This window comes from Microvirga arabica (assembly GCF_016811235.1).
GTDB lineage: Bacteria > Pseudomonadota > Alphaproteobacteria > Rhizobiales > Beijerinckiaceae > Microvirga > Microvirga arabica.
Genome location: NZ_JAFBID010000002.1, coordinates 25,262 through 44,457, shown reverse-complemented (window position 1 = coordinate 44,457; position 19,196 = coordinate 25,262). Strand labels below are relative to the sequence as shown.

The 19,196-nt window shown below is 62.3% G+C and carries 27 protein-coding genes, 1 tRNA gene and 3 pseudogenes; 14 read left to right on the top strand and 17 right to left on the bottom strand.

The window, feature by feature from the left end:
• The first annotated feature begins 32 nt into the window (after positions 1 to 32).
• On the top strand, positions 33 to 308 hold the full coding sequence (gene sciP / locus JQC81_RS01385) for a CtrA inhibitor SciP (RefSeq protein ID WP_036356763.1): 276 nt from the start codon (positions 33 to 35) through the stop codon (positions 306 to 308).
• A gap of 264 nt (positions 309 to 572) precedes the next feature.
• Positions 573 to 767 (top strand): annotated as a pseudogene (locus JQC81_RS01380) (helix-turn-helix domain-containing protein); the annotation flags it as partial.
• A gap of 21 nt (positions 768 to 788) precedes the next feature.
• On the opposite strand, the gene JQC81_RS01375 reads toward JQC81_RS01380, so the two are convergent.
• Positions 789 to 1,802: a lysylphosphatidylglycerol synthase domain-containing protein gene (locus JQC81_RS01375; protein ID WP_203269922.1), complete on the bottom strand. Its 1,014-nt coding sequence runs from the start codon at positions 1,800 to 1,802 to the stop codon at positions 789 to 791.
• A 173-nt stretch (positions 1,803 to 1,975) separates the two neighbouring features.
• Between JQC81_RS01375 and JQC81_RS01370 the strand changes: the two genes are divergently transcribed.
• Positions 1,976 to 2,599, top strand: coding sequence for a GNAT family N-acetyltransferase (locus tag JQC81_RS01370; RefSeq protein ID WP_203269921.1), 624 nt, complete (start codon positions 1,976 to 1,978; stop codon positions 2,597 to 2,599).
• A 52-nt stretch (positions 2,600 to 2,651) separates the two neighbouring features.
• On the opposite strand, the gene JQC81_RS01365 is transcribed toward JQC81_RS01370, so the two are convergent.
• Positions 2,652 to 3,041, bottom strand: a complete 390-nt coding sequence (locus tag JQC81_RS01365; protein WP_203269920.1) for a flagellar export protein FliJ — start codon at positions 3,039 to 3,041, stop codon at positions 2,652 to 2,654.
• Positions 3,042 to 3,559: 518 nt separating this feature from the next.
• Here JQC81_RS01365 and ctrA point away from each other — a divergent pair.
• On the top strand, positions 3,560 to 4,261 hold the full coding sequence (ctrA, locus tag JQC81_RS01360; protein ID WP_114944720.1) for a response regulator transcription factor CtrA: 702 nt from the start codon (positions 3,560 to 3,562) through the stop codon (positions 4,259 to 4,261).
• 82 nt (positions 4,262 to 4,343) lie between these two features.
• Here the strand turns inward: ctrA and chpT are convergent, their stop codons facing one another.
• Positions 4,344 to 4,985, bottom strand: coding sequence for a histidine phosphotransferase ChpT (chpT, locus tag JQC81_RS01355; protein WP_203269919.1), 642 nt, complete (start codon positions 4,983 to 4,985; stop codon positions 4,344 to 4,346).
• Positions 4,986 to 5,157: 172 nt separating this feature from the next.
• On the opposite strand from chpT, the gene JQC81_RS01350 reads away from it, so the two are divergent.
• The 3 genes from JQC81_RS01350 (at position 5,158) to JQC81_RS01340 (ending at position 7,952) form a co-directional block, all read left to right on the top strand.
• Positions 5,158 to 5,991 (top strand): 3'(2'),5'-bisphosphate nucleotidase CysQ family protein, encoded by an 834-nt coding sequence (locus JQC81_RS01350; protein WP_203269918.1) that lies wholly within the window; start codon positions 5,158 to 5,160, stop codon positions 5,989 to 5,991.
• A 179-nt stretch (positions 5,992 to 6,170) separates the two neighbouring features.
• Positions 6,171 to 6,773, top strand: coding sequence for a DUF1134 domain-containing protein (locus tag JQC81_RS01345; protein WP_203269917.1), 603 nt, complete (start codon positions 6,171 to 6,173; stop codon positions 6,771 to 6,773).
• A gap of 171 nt (positions 6,774 to 6,944) precedes the next feature.
• On the top strand, positions 6,945 to 7,952 hold the full coding sequence (locus JQC81_RS01340; RefSeq protein ID WP_203269916.1) for a coiled-coil domain-containing protein: 1,008 nt from the start codon (positions 6,945 to 6,947) through the stop codon (positions 7,950 to 7,952).
• 5 nt (positions 7,953 to 7,957) lie between these two features.
• On the opposite strand, the gene JQC81_RS01335 is transcribed toward JQC81_RS01340, so the two are convergent.
• Both JQC81_RS01335 and JQC81_RS01330 read right to left on the bottom strand, forming a co-directional pair.
• Entirely contained in the window at positions 7,958 to 8,302 is a 345-nt protein-coding gene (locus JQC81_RS01335) for a hypothetical protein (RefSeq protein WP_203269915.1), read from the bottom strand.
• Between the two features lie 52 nt (positions 8,303 to 8,354).
• Positions 8,355 to 9,218, bottom strand: coding sequence for a D-amino-acid transaminase (locus JQC81_RS01330; protein WP_203269914.1), 864 nt, complete (start codon positions 9,216 to 9,218; stop codon positions 8,355 to 8,357).
• Positions 9,219 to 9,330: 112 nt separating this feature from the next.
• Between JQC81_RS01330 and JQC81_RS01325 the strand changes: the two genes are divergently transcribed.
• Positions 9,331 to 9,945 carry a hypothetical protein gene (locus JQC81_RS01325; protein WP_203269913.1) on the top strand — a complete coding sequence of 205 codons (615 nt, stop codon included), beginning with the start codon at positions 9,331 to 9,333 and terminating at the stop codon, positions 9,943 to 9,945.
• A 19-nt stretch (positions 9,946 to 9,964) separates the two neighbouring features.
• On the opposite strand, the gene JQC81_RS01320 is transcribed toward JQC81_RS01325, so the two are convergent.
• The 9 genes from JQC81_RS01320 to JQC81_RS01280 all read right to left on the bottom strand — a co-directional run bounded on the left by JQC81_RS01320 (position 9,965) and on the right by JQC81_RS01280 (position 15,432).
• Positions 9,965 to 10,288 carry an SWIB/MDM2 domain-containing protein gene (locus JQC81_RS01320; RefSeq protein WP_036356729.1) on the bottom strand — a complete coding sequence of 108 codons (324 nt, stop codon included), beginning with the start codon at positions 10,286 to 10,288 and terminating at the stop codon, positions 9,965 to 9,967.
• A gap of 185 nt (positions 10,289 to 10,473) precedes the next feature.
• The gene (locus JQC81_RS01315) at positions 10,474 to 10,926 is read right to left on the bottom strand and encodes a response regulator (protein ID WP_246520132.1); all 453 of its coding nucleotides are present in this window, start codon (positions 10,924 to 10,926) and stop codon (positions 10,474 to 10,476) included.
• A gap of 80 nt (positions 10,927 to 11,006) precedes the next feature.
• Positions 11,007 to 12,047, bottom strand: coding sequence for a UV damage endonuclease UvsE (locus JQC81_RS01310; RefSeq protein WP_203269912.1), 1,041 nt, complete (start codon positions 12,045 to 12,047; stop codon positions 11,007 to 11,009).
• A gap of 46 nt (positions 12,048 to 12,093) precedes the next feature.
• The gene (locus JQC81_RS01305) at positions 12,094 to 12,447 is read right to left on the bottom strand and encodes a response regulator (RefSeq protein WP_203269911.1); all 354 of its coding nucleotides are present in this window, start codon (positions 12,445 to 12,447) and stop codon (positions 12,094 to 12,096) included.
• 403 nt (positions 12,448 to 12,850) lie between these two features.
• Positions 12,851 to 13,579, bottom strand: coding sequence for a hypothetical protein (locus JQC81_RS01300; RefSeq protein WP_203269910.1), 729 nt, complete (start codon positions 13,577 to 13,579; stop codon positions 12,851 to 12,853).
• A gap of 21 nt (positions 13,580 to 13,600) precedes the next feature.
• Positions 13,601 to 14,023 carry a DUF3618 domain-containing protein gene (locus tag JQC81_RS01295; RefSeq protein ID WP_203269909.1) on the bottom strand — a complete coding sequence of 141 codons (423 nt, stop codon included), beginning with the start codon at positions 14,021 to 14,023 and terminating at the stop codon, positions 13,601 to 13,603.
• Positions 14,020 to 14,412: a phage holin family protein gene (locus tag JQC81_RS01290; protein ID WP_203269908.1), complete on the bottom strand. Its 393-nt coding sequence runs from the start codon at positions 14,410 to 14,412 to the stop codon at positions 14,020 to 14,022. Before JQC81_RS01290 ends, JQC81_RS01295 begins: the two co-directional genes overlap by 4 nt.
• Positions 14,413 to 14,423: 11 nt before the next feature.
• Entirely contained in the window at positions 14,424 to 14,957 is a 534-nt protein-coding gene (locus tag JQC81_RS01285) for a hypothetical protein (RefSeq protein ID WP_203269907.1), read from the bottom strand.
• A gap of 100 nt (positions 14,958 to 15,057) precedes the next feature.
• Positions 15,058 to 15,432 carry a helix-turn-helix domain-containing protein gene (locus tag JQC81_RS01280; protein WP_281400212.1) on the bottom strand — a complete coding sequence of 125 codons (375 nt, stop codon included), beginning with the start codon at positions 15,430 to 15,432 and terminating at the stop codon, positions 15,058 to 15,060.
• Between the two features lie 96 nt (positions 15,433 to 15,528).
• On the opposite strand from JQC81_RS01280, the pseudogene JQC81_RS32860 reads away from it, so the two are divergent.
• The 4 genes and pseudogenes from JQC81_RS32860 to JQC81_RS01265 form a co-directional block, all read left to right on the top strand.
• Positions 15,529 to 15,986: pseudogene (locus tag JQC81_RS32860) on the top strand (autoinducer binding domain-containing protein); the annotation flags it as partial.
• Positions 15,969 to 16,277: a helix-turn-helix domain-containing protein gene (locus tag JQC81_RS32855; protein ID WP_376772357.1), complete on the top strand. Its 309-nt coding sequence runs from the start codon at positions 15,969 to 15,971 to the stop codon at positions 16,275 to 16,277. The pseudogene JQC81_RS32860 and the gene JQC81_RS32855, both read left to right, overlap by 18 nt.
• 213 nt (positions 16,278 to 16,490) lie before the next feature.
• Positions 16,491 to 17,135: pseudogene (locus JQC81_RS01270) on the top strand (acyl-homoserine-lactone synthase).
• A gap of 37 nt (positions 17,136 to 17,172) precedes the next feature.
• The gene (locus JQC81_RS01265) at positions 17,173 to 17,370 is read left to right on the top strand and encodes a hypothetical protein (protein ID WP_203269906.1); all 198 of its coding nucleotides are present in this window, start codon (positions 17,173 to 17,175) and stop codon (positions 17,368 to 17,370) included.
• Between the two features lie 73 nt (positions 17,371 to 17,443).
• Here the strand turns inward: JQC81_RS01265 and JQC81_RS01260 are convergent, their stop codons facing one another.
• On the bottom strand, positions 17,444 to 17,938 hold the full coding sequence (locus JQC81_RS01260; protein ID WP_190842954.1) for a YciE/YciF ferroxidase family protein: 495 nt from the start codon (positions 17,936 to 17,938) through the stop codon (positions 17,444 to 17,446).
• Between the two features lie 148 nt (positions 17,939 to 18,086).
• On the opposite strand from JQC81_RS01260, the gene JQC81_RS01255 reads away from it, so the two are divergent.
• Positions 18,087 to 18,338: a YgaP-like transmembrane domain gene (locus JQC81_RS01255; protein WP_203270076.1), complete on the top strand. Its 252-nt coding sequence runs from the start codon at positions 18,087 to 18,089 to the stop codon at positions 18,336 to 18,338.
• Positions 18,339 to 18,394: 56 nt separating this feature from the next.
• Here JQC81_RS01255 and JQC81_RS01250 read toward each other — a convergent pair whose 3' ends face one another.
• Positions 18,395 to 18,661: a GlsB/YeaQ/YmgE family stress response membrane protein gene (locus tag JQC81_RS01250; RefSeq protein ID WP_183447277.1), complete on the bottom strand. Its 267-nt coding sequence runs from the start codon at positions 18,659 to 18,661 to the stop codon at positions 18,395 to 18,397.
• A 143-nt stretch (positions 18,662 to 18,804) separates the two neighbouring features.
• Here JQC81_RS01250 and JQC81_RS01245 point away from each other — a divergent pair, with 143 nt between their 5' ends.
• Positions 18,805 to 18,972, top strand: coding sequence for a hypothetical protein (locus tag JQC81_RS01245; protein WP_203269905.1), 168 nt, complete (start codon positions 18,805 to 18,807; stop codon positions 18,970 to 18,972).
• Between the two features lie 97 nt (positions 18,973 to 19,069).
• Here the strand turns inward: JQC81_RS01245 and JQC81_RS01240 are convergent.
• A tRNA-Arg gene (locus JQC81_RS01240) sits at positions 19,070 to 19,146 on the bottom strand.
• Between the last annotated feature and the right edge of the window lie 50 nt (positions 19,147 to 19,196).

Below are 19,196 nucleotides of genomic sequence, written 5' to 3'. Positions count from 1 at the left end.
CTGAGGTCGTTGAATTTTTGTGTGAGCGTATCATGACCGAACCCCACCGCCCAAGGGTCAAGTATGTCATTGGGCCTGATGGCAGTCCCCTGACGATTGCCGACCTTCCCCCGACCAGCACCCGCCGCTGGGTTATCCGCCGCAAGGCCGAGGTTGTGGCTGCCGTTCGCGGCGGCCTGCTGAGCCTCGAAGAGGCCTGCCAGCGCTACACGCTGACCACCGAGGAGTTCCTGAGCTGGCAGCTGTCCATCGACCAGCATGGTCTGGCGGGCCTGCGCACCACGCGCATCCAGCAATACCGGCAGTAAGCACGCCGGCCGATCCGACTACGAGGCGCTGCTCACCCGAGCCAGCGCCTTTTCCATTTCAGAGCCGAAAAGGTGGGTCTCGAAGCTGGGCCGTTAAGACCTTCCTAACCTTAAGATGAGCATAAACTCCTGAATCACCTCTCCTTAAGGCAGGCGCTCAACGTGCTCGGCACCCAGGATCTGTTGGACCAACAAGGCCCCCTCGCAATGACAATCGGCTCGCCCTCCCCTGCGGGCTCCGAACAGAGCATCGGGGCTCTCAGGCAAGTCCTGGTCGGCCGGACCATCGCGGACGTGGAGCGGCACCTGATTCTCGACACGCTCGCCTCCTGCCTCGGAAATCGCACCCATGCGGCCCGGATCCTCGGGATCTCGATCCGCACCCTGCGCAATAAGCTCAACGAATACATGCAGGCCGGCATCGCCGTGCCGGAACCGGGCCAGCGCCCGGCAGTCTAAGTGCTCGCGCTTCTTTGATTCCTACTGATCTGACGATGAGAGCGGCGGCGGCGGCACGGAGCCGTCGGCGGTAACCATCCGGCCGCGCCAGGCCTGCGCCAGCCGCGCCCGCTCGAACAAGAGCACGACCACCAGCGACAGACCGAAGGGGATCAGGAGATAGAACAGGCGGAAGATGATGAGCGCCGCCAGCACGTCCGCCTTGGGGATGTCCGGCATGGCCGTGAGGAACACGAGCTCGAACACCCCGAGGCCGCCGGGGGCGTGGCTCACCAGGGCCGCCGAGAAGGAGGCCAGGAACACGGCCAGCACGACGATGAAGCTCGGCTCCAGATGCGACGGGAGCACGAAGTAGATGATGCCGGCAGCGCCCAGAAGCTCCAGCGGCGCCGCGATCAGCTGGCGCACCATGATGGCCGGGCGCGGATATTCCAGCTTGGCCTTGCGGATGACGAGCGGCGGAAGGTGCAGGACCGATCCGACCACATAAAGCGCCACGAAACCGAGCAGCAGCAGCCCGACGATGCGGGCCGTGGCCGGGTTTGTCAGCATCGAGGGCAGAAGCTCCTCCAGCCGGTGAAGCAGTGTCGGGTCGGCCACCAGCACCACACCACCGAGCAGGATGGTGCCAAGCCCGAAGGTGAAGGAGCAGAGTGCCACCAGCACGGCGATCTGGGGGGCGCTCAGGCCTTTCGACGTATAGGCCCGGTAGCGCACGACGGCGCCGGAGAAGACCGAAGCGCCGATATTGTGGGACAGCGCATAGGTTGTGAACGACGTGACCGATACGAACAGCCAGGAGATGTGGCGGACGCCCAGATGCAGCAGCGCGATCCGGTCGTACCAGGCGAGAGCCGCATAGGCGAAAAGGGTCGAGAAAGCGGCCAGAGCGTAGCGGTGGGATGGAACGGCGGTCAGGCTGTCCCAGACGTCGTCCAGGGACATGCCGCGAAGTTCACGGTAGAGAAGCCAGCCTGAGACGATGACCGCCAGCAGCCCGATCAGGGGCCAAATGAACTCACGCACATTCTTCATCGAGCCGGCACATCTCCCTCATTGGCTCTTCTGTGCCCACAATCCACTTGGTCTGCAAGGGGATATTGGCGTGGAGGTCCATGACATAAAGTCCAAGCAGGTCGGGTGACGTGGGGAAGCAATCGCTTTATCAAGCTGTCTCGTTCCCTGATGCCCCAAGAAGGCGATCCGCTATGACGAGCGCTTCGGCAGCAGCTCTCAATCTCAACGGCTATACCGATCTGCCTCCCGGCAAGATCGCCACCATCGTCACCTATCTGGAAATGCGGGAGCCGCCGAACCTGCCCCCGGTCCAGCGGCCGGAAGGCTGGACACTCCAGCGCATCGACCACGACCGGCCACGCTATCGGTCATTGTTCCGCACGGTGGGAGAGCCCTGGCTCTGGTTCAGCCGGGCCTTGATGCCGAATGATGCGCTCGCGGCGATCCTCAACGACCCGAAGGTCGAGGCCTATGCCCTTCATGACGGCACAGGCGATGTGGGCCTGCTCGAACTGGATTTTCGCGCCGATGACGAGGTCGAACTCGCCTTCCTTGGGCTGGTGCCCGGCTTCATCGGCCAGGGGGCAGGACGCTTCCTGATGAATGAGGCCATTCGCCGTGCCTTTGCCCGGCCGACGCGGCGCTTCTTCGTCCATACCTGCACGCTCGACTCGCCCAGCGCCCTTGCCTTCTATATCCGCTCGGGCTTCACGCCTTACCGGCGCGCCATCGAGGTGGCGGACGACCCGCGTCTTCACGGGTTCCTCCCCCGGGAATCGGCTCCCCACATTCCGCTGCTGATGCCGGGGACATGAAAAAGGGCGCGCCGGCTTGGCGCGCCCTCTTGGATTTCGGTGCGGTGGGGCTTTAGGCCGTGACGCGAACCACGCGGCCTTGGCCGGCTTGGCTGATGGCTGCGTCGAGGGAGCGCTCGCGGTCCTCAAGGCTCTCGGCCCGCTTCAAATCCTCGAACGCCTCGCCCAGCTCCGCCTTCGCGTCGTCGAGCTGGATGTGCAGGTTCTGAGCCGAGAGGCGCAGGTTGTCGCGCCGTTGGGCCGCAGCGCGCGCGTAGGTCGGGTAGGCAAAGTGGTTGAGGTCGGTGATACCGGCCTTCTGCTCTTCCGCTGCGATTTCCCGATCAAGGTCAGCCGCCATGCGGTCGAACTCGGCGATCATCATCTCGATCTGCGCCACCCGGCGACGTTTCTCGTCGACTTGAAAGCGCTTGAGGCGGATGAGCGTGTCCCGCGACTTCATCTTGATTCAACTCCACACGTCGCTGTTTCATTTCGCCTCACGGATCGCTCAGTTATCCGCCAGACATGCGACACCATCACCGATGGAGGTTGAGCTTTCCTTACCGGCGCGGACAAAAAATTCCTGTGATCTCAACCCCATCGGCGAAATCTTGCCTCAAGCTTGCGTCTTGAGAGCCTCGTAAACCATTCGTTTACCGGTTTCGTTAACACTGGCCTTGTCACGGTCGCGGTTCCTTGAGGAGTCGTCTCCAGACAAGGCTGAAACGCTTGGATGATAAGCTTTTGGGATGTTGTAAGGCGGTTCCCTATGGTTACCCAGAATCCACAGGATAATGGCCTTCGGCGGATGATCTGCCTGTCAAGTTCGTTAAGCGCTTGCGTCCCAGAATCAGGGTTTGTTAACCATTCCGTACTAGCGTTTCGAATCAGTTCAAAAGAGCATCCGTCCCAAGCCCGGCGGCGGATGAACAGCCTTCCGCTGTTTCAAAGCTCAAGGGCAAGGGCTGGGGATTGAACATGCGCGTACTTCTGATCGAAGACGACAGCGCGACAGCGCAAAGCATCGAACTGATGCTGAAGTCCGAGAATTTCAATATCTACACGACGGATCTCGGAGAAGAGGGCATCGACCTCGGCAAACTCTACGATTACGACATCATCCTTCTCGATCTGAACCTGCCCGACATGTCGGGATATGAGGTTCTGCGGACGCTCCGGGTCGCGAAGGTGAAGACGCCGATCCTGATCCTCTCCGGCATGGCAGGCATCGAGGACAAGGTGAAGGGCCTCGGCTTCGGCGCCGACGATTATCTCACCAAGCCGTTCCACAAGGACGAGATGGTGGCCCGCATCCATGCGATCGTGCGCCGCTCGAAGGGTCACGCCCAGTCGGTGATCACCACCGGCGACCTGATCGTCAACCTCGACACCAAGACGGTCGAAGTCGGCGGCGCCCGCGTGCACCTGACCGGCAAGGAGTACCAGATGCTGGAGCTCCTCTCCCTGCGCAAGGGCACGACGCTCACGAAGGAGATGTTCCTCAACCATCTCTATGGCGGCATGGACGAGCCGGAACTGAAGATCATCGACGTCTTCATCTGCAAGCTCCGCAAGAAGCTCGCCAATGCTTCGCAGGGCCGCAACTACATCGAGACCGTCTGGGGCCGCGGCTACGTGCTACGCGAGCCCAACGAGGCGGAAGAGCGCATTGCGATCTGACGCAGGTCACATTCGACACGAAAAAGCCCGGCTGAATGCCGGGCTTTTCTTTTGTGCGCTCAGAGGAAAGTTACTGACTGCCTTACGCCGCCTCAGCCCTGATGGTCACCTCGTCGCCCTCGATGGAGAAAGCGATGGTCATGTTCGACGCACGCGCCACCATGCCGGCGTAAAAGATCTGGATGCCATGGGCATCGACCGTGCCGGTCTCCGAGCTGCCGGCGAGGAGCGCCTCGGAATGGGCGGGAATGCGGGCGTTCAGGCCTTTCGACACGATGGTGAAGGCGCAGTTCTCGGCATCTCCCGTGACCGTCACGGCGATCGAGCCGCCCCGCGGAATGGCCGTGGTGGCGATCATCACCAGGTTGAGGAGCAGCTTCACCCGGTTCTTCGGGAACAGGAGCCGGGGCGACGACCACGAGAAGCTGATCTTGTCGTCGAGGAAGAGCCCGCGGGCCACCTGCTCGGCATCGCCGAGATCAATCGAAGCGCCGGCGGAGCCCGCTGCCCCGAAGGCAAGGCGGGCGAACTGGAGACGGGCCGAGGCCTGCTTCGCACTTTTCTGGATGAGATCCAGCGCAAAGTCGCGCATGGAGGCGTCGCTGTCGTCCTCCAGAACCTCGAGCCCGTTGACGATCGCACCCACCGGCGAGATCACGTCATGGCAGACGCGTGAGCAGAGGAGAGCAGCGAGGTCGAGCGAATCGAGGGAAATCGTGGCCATGAGGGCTCCGGAGGCACCGTAAAGTCAGCTGTTCATTCATGAAATCGAGATTTCGACGGGCATGAATACAGCCAAACAGGAAAGAGAACGTGAACCGGGATACCCGGCTCAGAGTTCTTTGAAAAGCGGGCAAAAAGACATCGACAGCCCGCACGGGAACAGGCACAAATCCATGATGCGCTTCGATGGACAGAACCCCGACGAGATTGCTCAAAAGCTTGCTCAGATCGCCTTGGAGGCAGGGCGGCTCCTGCGCGGCATGGAGAGCGCGTTGGTCGACAAGCGCATCAAGGATGACGGCACCCCCACGACGGCCGCCGACCTGGCCGCCGAGGAACTGATCATCCGGCGCCTGGACGAGGCATGGCCGGGCGTTCCGGTCGTGGCGGAGGAAACCTCCAGCACAGTTCAGACGGACGACTACTTCTTTCTGGTTGATCCCCTGGACGGCACCGGAGACTTCATTCATGGCACTGGCGAGTACAGCGTCAACATCGCCCTGATCCAGGGTAACCGGCCTATGGCGGCCGTAGTGGCCGCTCCGGCCATGGGGTCGATCTGGATCGCCGGCGAGCGTGCCCGCGTGAGCGCCCTGCCCGATGGCCAGGGGACGGATTTCAACTGGCAGGACGCGAAGGTGCGGCCTGCTCCCGAGCAGGATCTCGTGGCGCTGGTGAGTCGCCGCCATGGCGACATCGCCACGGAAGCCTGCCTCTCGGTCCTGTCGATCGGCACGAGGCGCATGACCTCATCGGCCCTGAAGTTCTGCCTCATCGCCTCGGGTGAGGCCGACGTCTATGTGCGCTGCGGCCCGACCATGGAGTGGGACACGGCGGCGGGCGACCATATCCTCACCTGCGCCGGCGGCAGCGTGGTCGGACCGGGGGGAGCCCCCCTCACCTACGGCCATGAGGAAAAGGGCTACCGGAACGGCCCCTTCGCGGCTATCGGCGACACGGCGTTAGCGACACGGCTGGACCTGCCTGTGTCGGCCTCGGCCGCATAGCATCCTGCTCATACCCGAGATGATTGCTGAGCCCCGGGCTTAAAACAACCGCAGGCCATCGAGAGCGGCATTCCGTACAGAGATTGTTAGGGTTGATGACCTTAAGGTTCGAACCTCGATAGCAGCCTTTCGGCCTGAATGAGCCGGATTGTTCCCTGTCTCATGCGAGGAGATAGCCCATGCGCTCCCGGTCAACCTTTCTTGCGGCTGCGGCCTTTGCCGCCCTGATCAGCGCCCTGCCCCTGCAGGCATCGGCCCAAACCGTCCAGCGCGCCTACGTTGCCAATCCCGGCAGCCCGGAATCCTTCCGTTCCGACGAACTGGTCCAATCCGGCCATCAATTCTTCGGCTCGGCCTCTCGCGGCCTTGCCCTTGCCCTTCAGGAGGCGATCCGCCGCTGGGGCGAGCCCAACGGCTATATCCTGGGTCAGGAGGCCTCCGGCGCCTTCTTCGGCGGCCTGCGCTATGGCGAGGGCAAGCTCTTCACCCGTAATGCCGGGGATCGCCGGATCTTCTGGCAGGGTCCCTCCCTTGGGTTTGACGTAGGCGGCGACGGCGCCCGCACCATGATGCTGGTCTACAACATGCCTTTCACCGATGCGCTCTATAAGCGCTTCGTCGGCGTGGACGGCTCGGCCTATTTCATCGGCGGCTTCGGCGTGACGGCCGTGGCGGCGGACGAGATGGTCGTGGTGCCGATCCGGGCCGGCGTGGGGGCTCGTCTGGGGGTCAATATCGGCTACCTGAAGTTCACCTCGGAGCCGACCTGGAATCCCTTCTAGGTCTCAAACGATCAGCCGCCATTTCCGAGGCAGTGGAAACCGCCCCCGAATGCGCTACAACGGGCGGTCTGGAGCGTTAGGGCTCTGGAAAGCTGCGCAGGCACAAGGCAAGGTGCTTGAGCGTTACCGGTCAAGCACCTTGGAGTTGGCGTTCGCGTGATCGAAACAATCATGATTTTCGCGTTGGGGTTCGTCGCAGCCTCCCTCATCGCGCTTCTGATCATTCCCGCCGTCAATGCCCGCGCGGAGCGTCTCGCCCGCCGCCGGGCCGAGGCGCTCTTTCCGATGTCGATCTCCGAATTGACGGCGGAGAAGGACCACCTGCGGGCGGAATTCGCCGTTCTCCAGCGCCGGATCGAGCGCAAGGCCGAGGAGGCGCTGACCTACAAGCGGGAGAGCATGGAGGAGCTGGGCCGGCGGGCCATCCGGATCGAGGCCCTTGAGACCACCCTGGCCGAGCGCGACCAGACGGTCGCTCAGCTCGAGGTCAATCTCGCCAGCACCCAGACGCGCCTGGCGGCGACGGACGAAGATCTCGCACAGACCAAGACTTACCTCGCGAGCACCCGCGAAACCCTGGCCGCCCTCGAGAATGCCCACCGGGCGACCCTGAACGAGCTGTCAAACACCCGCATGGAGCTGGAGATCACCCAGCATGAGCGCTCCCGGACCAAGACCGAGCTCCTCCATGCGGAGGAGAAGCTCGCCCGCTTGGAGGCCGAGCATGCCGATACGGAGCGACGCCTCTCGTCGGCCTTGAGCGACCTCGACACCAAACGCATCACCATCTCGGATCTCGAGACACGCCTCATGACCCAGACGGCCCGAGGCAACGACTTCGAGCGGGCCCTGAACGAGCGGCACAGCGAATTGTCGGACGAGCGCCTGCGCCTGGCGGAACTCGCCAAGGGCATTGCCGCGGAGCAGGAGCGCGGCCTGATCCTCGAACAGCGCATCCGCGAAATCGAAGCAGAGCGTGACGAAGCCCAGGAGCGGCTCGCGAACCAGGAGCTGTCCGGAGGCCAGAACGACGAGTTGCGCCGCCAGATCTCCGAGGTGGCCGCTCAGATCATGAGCGGCCAACGCGCCATTTCAAACAACGATAAGCCCCGCGAGAACAGAAGATCCCGCGAGGGCAAGCGGCGGCGCTCGGCCGGTAAGCAGATCCCGGCCTCATAAGCTCCTTATTTCGGGTCGACCTGCTGGTTGGCTGGCGGGCGGATGACCGGGGTGGTGCCTGGATTGGGCACGGGCGCCGGCACAGTGATGTCCGGGGTGGCCGTCTCCGGCGGGCGGATCACGCCGTCTGTCTGCTCAAGCTTCTCGCTCAAGGTGTTAGTCGAACCGGTCTCGGACGGGCCATTGCTAGTGCCGGAGAGCTTGCTGTCGGGCTCAACCTTCTCTGCGGGCATCTGGCTTGGCGCGGGCATGTTGGGAGCCTGCTGCTGCAGGACCTGGGGGTTTTGGGCGAGGGCTGCCGTTCCAAGGCAGCCTGCCAGAAGTGTCGATAGCACTAGAACACGGTTCATGGGTCGCTCCTTTGAAAGGCAACGGGCGATCCGATGGCCGGTTCCGGCAACGCTACTCGGCGGCCATGGCCGGGACGCGGGCCATGGACAGGTAAAGCTCCCGCAGACGCTTCGTGATGGGACCAGGCTTTCCGTCGCCGACGGGACGACCGTCGATGGTCACGATGGGCAGGACGAAGTTCGACGCGCTGGTGAGGAAAGCCTCGGCGGCATCGTAAGCCTCCTCGACAGTGAACCGGCGCTCCTCGAGCGGGATCCCCGCCTCCTCCGAGAGCCGCAGCAGGGACTTGCGGGTGATGCCCGGCAGGATAGCGTTCGAGAGCGGGCGCACGACGATGCTACCCTGCTGCGTGACGATGAAGCCGCTCGACGAGCCGCCCTCGGTCACATAGCCTTCCTCCACCAGCCAAGCCTCCTGGGCGCCGGCCTCCTTGGCCGCCTGCTTGGCCAGAACCTGGGCGAGCAGGTTGATCGACTTGATGTCGCGCCGCGCCCAGCGCTGGTCCGGCACGGTCACCACCGCAATGCCCGTGTGGGCCGCCGGAGCATCGGCAATAGCCTTGGCCTGGGTGAACATGGCCACCGTGGGCTCTGCGTTCTCCGGGAAGAAGAAATCCCGCTCCGCCACGCCCCGGGTGACCTGGAAATAGATGAACCCTTCCGCCATGCCGTTGCGGCGGACGATCTCTTCCTGAAGCGAGGTCCACTCGGCGCGCGAGTAGGGATTGCGGATCCGCACCTCGGCCAGGGAGCGCTCCAGCCGCTCGAGATGCGCGTCGTTGTCAATCAGCTGGCTGTCGAGGACGCCGATCCCTTCATAGACCCCGTCCCCGAAGAGGAAGCCCCGATCCATGAAAGGCACCCTGGCCTCTTCGAGCGGCAGGAAGGACCCATTCAGGAAGACGATGCGGGACATGCAAACCTCAAAAGTCGTAACCCGACTCAACCAAGCTTAACCTATGGGCAGCCGAGCCGCTCGACCTATATCGCCAAGGGCCCTGCAAGCTAAGGCGATAGGTACTCCCATCGTGAGATTGACGCTACTTCTCATTTCGACGGTTCTGCCGCCCTTGTTCCTAAATACCCCGGCCGTTGCCGGACCCCAGGCGCCTCAGAGATGGTACAAGGAGCGCGGCTATGTCGAGCCCGCGGGCGGCCGCATCATCGCCTGTCACGGCTATGGGTGCTCGCGGCGACTGGTGCTCTCGGTCGATGGAGGTTTGCTGAGCCGGGCGAGCGGGATATTGAGATCGGCGCAGGGTTCGCCGGCCGCCGAGAGGCAGGCCCTGGCAGAGGTGATCAGATCCTACACCGCCTATCTGGCTGCTTCCCTGGGCGGGAAGCCGGACGTGCCGGGATCGCCGCCTCAGATGTCGGGCGTGCACGGGCAGATGGATTGCCTGGATGAGACCGCGAATACGACCAGCCTGCTCCTCGTTCTGCAGGAGCGCGGGCTTCTCGCTCACCATGCGGTGGAGCATCCAGAGTCGCGGGGGTTCTTCCTTGACGGGCGCTACCCGCATTTCACGGCCGTGATTACCGAGAAACGCACTGGCGCCGGATGGGCCGTGGACCCGTGGAAGAAGGCGCCGGGTCAGAGGCCGGAGATCCTGCCGCTCGATCGGTGGCGGCAGGATTCCTGATGAGCCTGAGGCTCTTCGCTTACTTCAGGTGCTGGGCGAGGTGCTTGTTCATCTCGAACATCGTCACCTTCGGCTTGCCGAAGATCGGCTGAAGCTTGTCATCAGCCAGGATCTCGCGCTTATTCTCGGGGTTCTGCAGGTTGTTCTTCTTGATGTATTCCCACATCTTGCTCACAACCTCACCGCGCGGCAGCGGGTTCGAGCCCACGATGACGGCCAGCTCCTTCGACGGCTGCAGGGGCTGCTGAAGAGCGTTGGGCTTGGAACCGGCAGCCTTCTTGGCGGCAGGCTTGTCTGCAGCCTTCTTCGCGCCGGCTTTTCCGTCAGTCGTCTTAGTGGCCATGTAATCCTCCGGGAATGGGGTGGGGAAGCTCGTCGACAGCCTTAAGGCCAGGCTCGAAAAGCATGTTGACCAACCTTCGGTCGGACATTCCGGAGAGCGTTCACAATCTCCGGCCCCCTGATGAAGGTCAATTCCGGCAGAGCTTATGTCCGCTCAACGCCGTCAGCAAGATCGAGTTCAGGAATTTAGGCTGTTTTCGGAAACGGCAGGATGTTGGAGTCTCGCTCGGTGGGCTGCCGTGTGGTTTCAGCAACATAGAACAGGCGATTCTTGCGCTCCGCTGCGGAAACCACATGGGAGACGATCACCTCATTGGGACATGGTTTCGCCAGGAACGCCGCCCCGGGAGGAAGATCCCCCTCCGAGGGCCATCGCCTTCCCGACATGATCAGGAGCTCGGTTCCGGGCCAGAGCTCGTGCACCCGATGAGCCAGTTCGAAGCCGTTGCAGCCGGTCGGCATGTCCACGTCGGTGAGAAGCACGTCGACTTTCAGGCCTGCCTCCATCAGCACCAAAGCCTCCGCGCCATTGGCTGCCTCGACAACCCTGAAGCCAGCCTCTTCGAGAAGCTCGGACAGGAAGAGGCGGATGAGGGGCTCGTCTTCAACCAGCAGCACTGTGGAATGGGCAAGCAACATCACTTCGTGACTCGCAATACAATAATCGGCAACGACCTCTAACCGGGTTGGTTCCACCGGCTGCACGATTTTATGAAACTTTATCCTGTTGCACGTAAAGTGGATTGCTTTTTCTCAACGTGATGAGCCAGCCCTTCTGTTGCAATGTTCTTCAACTTCGCCTCAATCTCGAAATCCGACCATGAAAGATGACGCATCACCAGATCGTTGATGGCTTCGTTCCACATCAGGTCCGAGTGACCCCGCAGGTCTTTCGGCTTTATCCCCGATGCAACGAGGGCCTTGAAGTCCGGAAGGGTGTGGATGTCGTAATCCGGGAGCAGGTCCTCGCGGGAGACGCTCACATGGCTCACCGGCCGCACACCGCGCCAGGATGCGATGATCAGAGCAATGCGCCGATCCTCGGGCTCGATGTATTCGCCCTGGCTCATGATCCAATGATGATGAAGATCGAGGACGAGCGGCACGTCATCCACAAGAGGCAGGAGGTCGTCGAGGCCGAAGCTCACCTCGTCGTTTTCGATGGTGATCAGGTTGCGCGCGGTTTGCGAGAGATGCGCGAGGCCGCTGCGGACCCCCTCCGCGCCCAGCGCCTTCCCACCGCCATGGATGTTGATATGAGCCCCGTGCGGATGCCACCCCTGGCCGTAGCCCATGAGCGCCATGACCTCGGCATGATACTCGAATTCCGCGATGCCGTTGGCGGCGGCTGACGGATTGGCGGAGGCGATCACGCAGAACTGGCCCGGATGCATGCTCAAGCGAACATCCCTCTCCCGGGCGAGGCGCCCTGCCTGCGCGAGTTTCGTCTCGATCAGGTTGCGAAGATCGGGATCGCGGTAGAATTCCTGGCAGCTCGCATGGGTGTAGCCTGGAAGCAGATCGCTGGACAGGCGGTGGAGACGTTCCAGCTTCGGCCGTCCTGCCACATGCTCGATCTGAAGCCGGAAAGCCTCGAGGTTGTGGGAAACGACAGCCACAATCTTCTCGTAGGCTGCTTTCGGCTCGAGACGACCCAGATACGCCATCGTCGCCGTGGTCGTGTTCATGGCTCGCGCAGCCTGCGCCGACCCATCTTCGGGAATGTACTTGCAGCAGAATCCGAACCGAAAATCTTGCATGGTGGGGGAAGTCACCGGGGGAGAACAGGTTCCTCGGCCTATCGCATCAGCAAGGGAGAAGATTGGGAGCAGCGCGCTCGACGGTTTTCAGCAGCAGCTTTTCCTCGAACGGCTTTGCCACGAAGGCGGCCTGCTGCAGGGGCTGAGGCAGATCCGATGGAGCAGACGCCGAGACGAACACGAAGGGGATGTGACGCTTCATGAGGGTCTCAGCCACGCCGAAGCTCTTGCCGCCGATCACGTCGATATCGAGCAGCGCGCAGTCGAACCTGTCGTCGAGATGCTGATAGGCTTCGGCGAGCGAGCTGATGGAATCGACAATCTCGTGCCCATCGGCTTCCAGGATGGCCTGCAGATCAAAGGCGATTGCCGGATCGTCTTCCAGGATCAGAATACGCATGCCCCAACTCCAACTCCATCACCGATCCCTGAAAAGGACCATCTTTAGCGCAGCGCCTTTGGATAGGAAATTTTGGCCCTGTCGGAAGCCAACAAACTCGAAGGCACCTCGTTCCTGGAAGGTCCTGAACAGAGAAGGAATTTAGAGGAACAGGGTTAAGAAATTTCATCATCCTCTTGAATTCAGCGCAGGCCAGCCCCATCTCAAGCTCACGCTGGCGGCACACGTGCCGACCAGAAGCGGTCACGATGCCGAGATGATGACGCCGGATGTACGCGCATCATCTCGCCGTGGCCGTTATTGTTTCTGCAGGCCCGTCGAGAGCCTCGGCAATCACTCAGGACCACATCAAAAAGGCGCCGGTTTTCACCGGCGCCTTTTTGATGTGGTCCTGAGCCCTGTGTCAGTGGCGATTGGCGTCGCGCGGACCGTTGAACTCGCTCTCATGACGGCTGAACTGCGCGTCGTCGCCGCTGAACGTCTCCTCGACATATTCACGGCCACGGCTGGCAGCGTCACGGGCGTAGCGCAGGCCCTGATTGCGAACCTCGTCAGCCCACTCGCCGAACATCTCGTTCTCGCGGCGCGTGCGGGGCAGAAGAGCGCCGAGAAGAAGGCCGGCCGCGAGACCGACGAGACCCACGACCATCGGGTTCTCGGACACGTAGCTCTGAACGCCACCGCGTGCGTTGCCGAATGCCCGCGAGGACCGGCCGCCCATCTTGTTCATGCGGCGGCGCTGCTGCGAGTAAGTTCCGGAAGCCCAGTCGGACGCGCGCTCATAGGTATCCCGCGCCCAGTCGGAAGCGCCTTCATACGCATCTTCCGCTGTCTGGCGCACCTGATCGGCCGCCTGCTGCGCCTTGCCCGTCATGCCGGCCTGATCCTTCGCATTCTGCTGCGAGGATTGGCCCGAGGCCTGCTCGGACGACGAGCCCTTGGACTGGCCGGCAGACTGCGTGCCGCCTGCCGCCGATCCGGTGCTCTGAGCGGTTTTCTGATCGTGAGCGTGGGGCATCGGAGCCTCGCCGATATTGCCGACCGATGTGCCGGCTGAGACCTTGCCGGCCGTGCCGGCGTCGCTCTGCTTGTCCGCTCCCGGCTTGCCGGTCTCGTTCTTGGTATTTGCCATGGAAAGCTCCTGTTCGATTCTTCAGTAGCGGGAATTCATGCCGGGCCGCTCGAACATTGTGTCCGTTGCAGGCTGGTGAACGGCTTCTGTCCCATAAAGACGGGGATCCTCCGCCTCCATCAGCAGATGCTCCTCCGTGATGAGGTCCTCATCGGCTGCGATCAATGGAGCCGGACGCATAGGACGTGTCGGGCGGCCGAGGCGGTATGCGAGAAGCCCGATGCCCATGGCGATCAGCATCACCGGCACCGGATTGCGCCTGACCGTATCCAGCACGCGGTCGTAGAGCGGCCCGTACTGTCCGTTGCGGGCAGTTCCGAGCACATCGTCGACGACTCCTGAGACGGTCATCTTGTCCTGGAGGCGATCGATGGTCTGGTCGAGCTGAGCGCGGCTGCGCTCGATGTCCCTCTCCAGATCCTGCAGATTCTGCGACGTCATCATGCACCTCTCTCGGACAGGACTTCCGCATCGCGCTTGAGCGAGCGCATGGTCCTCTGTGGCGTGAGCGACGACGCCGTCATGGCGCTCTTCCCCCACAGCCCGAGGCCGATGGCGATCACAGCCAGAATGCCGCCGACGATGAGTGCGGCGAGCGCCTCAGACTCGACAACGGTCGCCAGCCACTCCACGAGCGACTCGGTCAGCAGCATAACGGCCGCGATCGCGAAGACCGCCGCCGCGACAACCATGGCAAGCCCCAGGAAGAGGGTTCGCATGTTCTGGGAGATCTCGGTCTTGAAAAGAGTAAACTCCTTTTGTGCGAGATCGGTGGACTCCCGCAGCGCCTCGCCGACGAGACCCTGAATGGTTTGATTGCCGTTACCCTGCATGACCGCCTCCGTTAGGCACTGGCTTTGGCGCGTGAGCGCTGCTGGCCCTGCTGGCGTGCGCGGCCCTGGCCACCTTGTGCCGAACGGGCATTCATGCCGTCATAACGAAGATCCTCGGCCGTGCTCTTGATGAAGCGCGCGGCGAGGAAGCCGACCGCCACGGAGACTGCGGCCACGGTCGCCGGCCGACGGCGCACGACGCCCTCGAACTCATTGAAGAAATCGGCGAAAGTGCGCTCGCGGATCGAGTCCGCCAGTTGCTCCAGCCCTTCGGCCGCCGTATCGACGACAGCGCGGATATTCGGCCGCTCATCGAAGGAATGGGTGGATTCGCGCAACGTCGTGGCAAAATCGGCGACCGATTGCGCAATATCGTCCTTGCGGCGGTCGACGTAATCCGTCGCCTGCTCGCGTGCGCTGTCAATGAAGTAACGGCTGCGCTCGACGGCTGCACCCGCGATATCGCCGACATCGCCCTTCAGCGCATCCCAATCCTCGGTGCCGTTGTCCTGCTGCCTGTTGGTGTTTTGCTGTCCCACGCCCATGGTCAACCTCTCTCAATCGTGAGGGAGTAACCATTAGAAGCGCGGCAGGTTCCGAACGCTCCTTGAAACCGAGACGTCTGGGATTGCTGCCGTTTCGGGCCTAGCCGACGGAGGCGAGCCAGTCGACGAGGTCGGCGACCTTCCGGCGCGCTTCATCATCCTTCAGGCGCAGGAATCCCCGCACGAGCCTGTCGCTTTCCGACCGGGTCAGGAACTCGGCCATGAGGCTGTCCCCGGAGAACCCGCCCGCCCGCAGGCCAGGAAGCCCCTCGAAGAAGAATTCGATGCTTACATCGAGAATGCCGGCAATCTGGAGCAGGCGGCTGGCGCCGATGCGGTTCATGCCCTTCTCGTATTTCTGGACCTGCTGGAAGGTAAGCCCCAAGGCATCCGCAAGCCGTTCCTGGCTCATGCCGAGCATGGTCCGCCGGGCCCTCACCCGGCTGCCGATGTGGGTAGGCGCCTTCTTTTGCAAGCCCCGCTCCTGCGTCTTTGATGCTCCATGACTTGTCTATTCCAAGTCTAAAACTTTTGGTAGCATTATATCTAAACGCAATTTGCAGATGTATCAATGACCTGGGAGACGCCCTTGAGCGGCCGCAGCCTTGACCATACGGTACATGCTTTCGAGCTCATCGAAGAGCTCGACCGCCTGGCAACGCCGCAGGCGATCATCGATGCGATGGAGCGCTCCTTTGCCCAGTTCGGGTTCGAGAGCTTCATCATGACCGGGCTGCCGCACCCGGAGCAGCGGATCGAAAGCCTGGTCCTGCTCAAGAAGTGGCCTCTGGGCTGGTACGAGCGCTACACCCGGAACAGCTACGACCGACACGATCCCGTGATCCGCCTGTGCCGACGGACCGTCCAGCCCTTCGAGTGGGTGAAGCCCGCTACGATCCCGAGACGAACCCCAAAGGCAAGGAAGTCATGCACGGGGCTGCCGATTTCGGCATGCGGCAGGGCTACTGCCTGCCCATTCATGGATTGAACGGGTTCGAGGCCTACCTGTCGATGGGCGGCGCCGACCTTGACCTGACGCTCCAGACCAAGCCCGCCATCCACCTGATGGCCATGTACGCCTTCGAGCGTGCCCGCCTCGTCCTGGGCCCCTCTCCGCGTCCTAACCCGCTGACCGCCCGCGAGCGGGAAGCCCTGCGCTGGGCGGCGCTGGGGAAATCAGCGGCCGATACCGGGGAGATCCTTGGCGTGACAGAGCGAACGATTACGGCTCACATCGGCAGCGCCTGCGCCAAGTTGAGCGCCGCCAACAAGACCCACGCGGTCGCCAGGGCGCTTCAGCACCGGCTCATCGAGATCTGACCCAGAGCATCGGACCCAAAAGTGGATTTGCACTTTTGGGTCCGATGCTCAATCCTTCAACCTGCGCATCGTCGGGCGCGGAAAACCGGAGCCGCTCTTCGCTAACGCAGCCCCCGGGTCCGCACGATGCGCTAGAAGCACCTGTAATTTCCTACAATATCCAAATCAGGCCGGTCATGGACACTGCTCTCCAGAAAAAGGAGGGCATGGGGTATGACCTCAATTCACGTCATCACCGACGAGAACAAAGATGCATATGAAGCGATCCTCGACGAATATTTCCGCCTGAGGCACGAAATCTTCGTGGGCGAGCGCGGATGGCGCGACCTCGAACGCCCTGACGGGCGGGATGTGGATGCTTATGACAATGACCAAGCGACCTATCTGGTCGCGCTCGATAACGGGCGTGTCATTGGGGGCCTGAGGCTCTAGCCGACTCTGCTGCCGCACATGATTAGCGAGTCCTTTGCCCACTTGGTCAAAGGCCGCGACGTGCTGTCCGGGTCCGCAATTCTCGAATGCACCCGGTACTTCATCGTCAGGGAGCGGCGCATGGGCCGCACGGATTGCCGCCTTCTGGCAGCCTTTCAGCAATTCTGTCTCGAGGAAGGCATTACGGAGGTGACCGCCGTGGTCGAGATGTGGTGGCTGCCGCGCTGGCAGCAGGCAGGTTTCGAGGTCCGCCCCTTGGGTCTGCCGACCATGATCGAAGACCAGCCCTGCATCGCGGCCGCCATTCAGATTTCGGAGAACAGCCTGAGGCATGTGAGCAGACTCGCGGGCCTGCGCGGCTCGTGCCTGGTCCGCGCCACCGGCACCTCCACCTTTACCGATCGGGTGCCCCATGTCGCTGCCTGACGAGATCCCTCCTGTAACCTCTTTCGTTCACGAGGAGATGGCTGAAGGAACCACCCAGACGCTGGCGGCCTACCTCTCCCAGCTGCCGCCGATCGTGCGGCTGAGGCTTCTGGCCTTCGTGCATCTGATCGAAGATCCGGCCGCCATGGAAGCCGCACTCGACATCACCCCGTCGGGCTCCATGCGGCTCACCCTGAACACGGCCGTCACGCCTTGCCCGGCCAATCGCCACTGAGCCTCCCACCTCCAGAGGCTCAAAAGAAAACCCCGCGCCCAGGAGCGCGGGGTTTTCCGATGTGAGATGACCGTCAGGCGGCTTTGGTGTTGACGCGCGCCTCGGCGAGCTGGGTCAGAAGCTGATCGGTCTTCTTCTCCTCCTGAAGGTTCTGGTCCAGGAGCTTGGCGGCATCGTTCATGCCCAGTTCCTGAGCCCAGGTCTTCAGGGAGCCGTAGCGGGTGATCTCATAGTGCTCCACTGCCTGAGCGGCAGCGAGGATGCCGGCATCGAGAGCCTCGCTATCGGCGAAGTCTTCCATGACTTCCTTGCCTTCCTCGATGATGCCGTTGATGGCCTCGCACTGCACGCCGCGGGCCGGTTTGCCGAGCATCTCGAAGACCTTCTCAAGGCGTTCGATCTGGCCTTCCGTTTCCACACGATGAGTTTCGAAAGCCTGCCGCAGCTCTTCGGATTCCGCATTCTTCGCCATCTTCGGCAGGGATTTCAGGATCTGCTTTTCGGCGTAGAAAATGTCCTTCAGGGTATGAAGAAAGAGGTCTTCCAGGGTCTTTTCCTTGGCTGGCATCGTGACAACTCCTTGGTTGAAGCGTGGACTCAACGGAGGCCAAGCTTTGAGGTTCCGGACTGCTTCCGGACTCTTTTTCAAAGGGGGAACAACACCCCTTCGCGTCGCGTTCGGCCCATGCCAATCAAGGAGAAATGACGTGACGAACATGATATCGGCCAAGGCCGGATCGCTGATGAACGGGCAGCCCAATCTCAGCACCACGGAGCGCGGCGCCTACATGCTGGCGGGCCTCGGTCTTGCGGCCGCGGCCGCCAAGCCCCGCCCCAACCCGCTCCTGAACATCCTGGCGCTTGCGGGCGGATCCTACCTGGCCTGGCGCGGCTATGTCGGCCAGTGCCCGGTCAAGGCGGCCCTGACGGGCTCGTCCGAGAGCGGCCGGCTCGCCCATCACGGCTAAAAGAAAAGGGCCACAGCGGAAACTGTGGCCCCTTCTTGAGTTCGTCTCCGGCGCGATCAGTACGTGGAGCTCGAGCGGCGTCCAACGATCAGGCCATAGATGAAGAGCACGACGATGGCGCCGACGATGGCGCCGATGAAGCCAGCTCCTTCATCGGCCCGGTACCAGCCCAGGGCCTGCCCGAGATAGGTGGCGACGAAAGCGCCGACGATGCCGAGGATCGTCGTCATGATGAAACCCGATGGCTCGTTCCGGCCCGGCATGATCCATTTCGCGATCAAACCTGCCACGAAGCCGATGATGATGGTCCAGATGATGCCCATGAGAGAGTTCCTGTGAGTGTTGCCTCCACAAGGAACGCGCATCTTCGGCTAAGGTTGCGGCGGAGGTTTGCAGCGATCCTCTCTTCATGATCTCGCCGCACTTGAAGGCGACGCTTGCCGTTCATCGATTGGAGGTCTCGGCTATGAATGATTCCGGCGGTTCCTGGAGCTACGAATCCGTGCAGGCCCTTCTGACCCTGGCCCGGGAGGGGATTCCTGTCTCGGTCATCAGCCTGAAGCTGAAGAGGTCGATCACGGAGGTTCGAGCCAAGCTGGACGATCTCGGCGTCACGCCGGCGGCGGAAGTGTAAACCCCAATCCTAGGAAGACTATCGGCCACGAAGGTTCCGGAGTGCGCCAAGGCGCCTTCGAACCTTCATCCTGCCTGTATCGATGTCTTGAGAAGAATGGCGCGCCCGAAAGGATTCGAACCTCTGACCCCCAGATTCGTAGTCTGGTGCTCTATCCAGCTGAGCTACGGGCGCTTGGTCGGCTAAGTCGTTGCGGGAAGCAACGTTGACCGAGGCCGGTGACA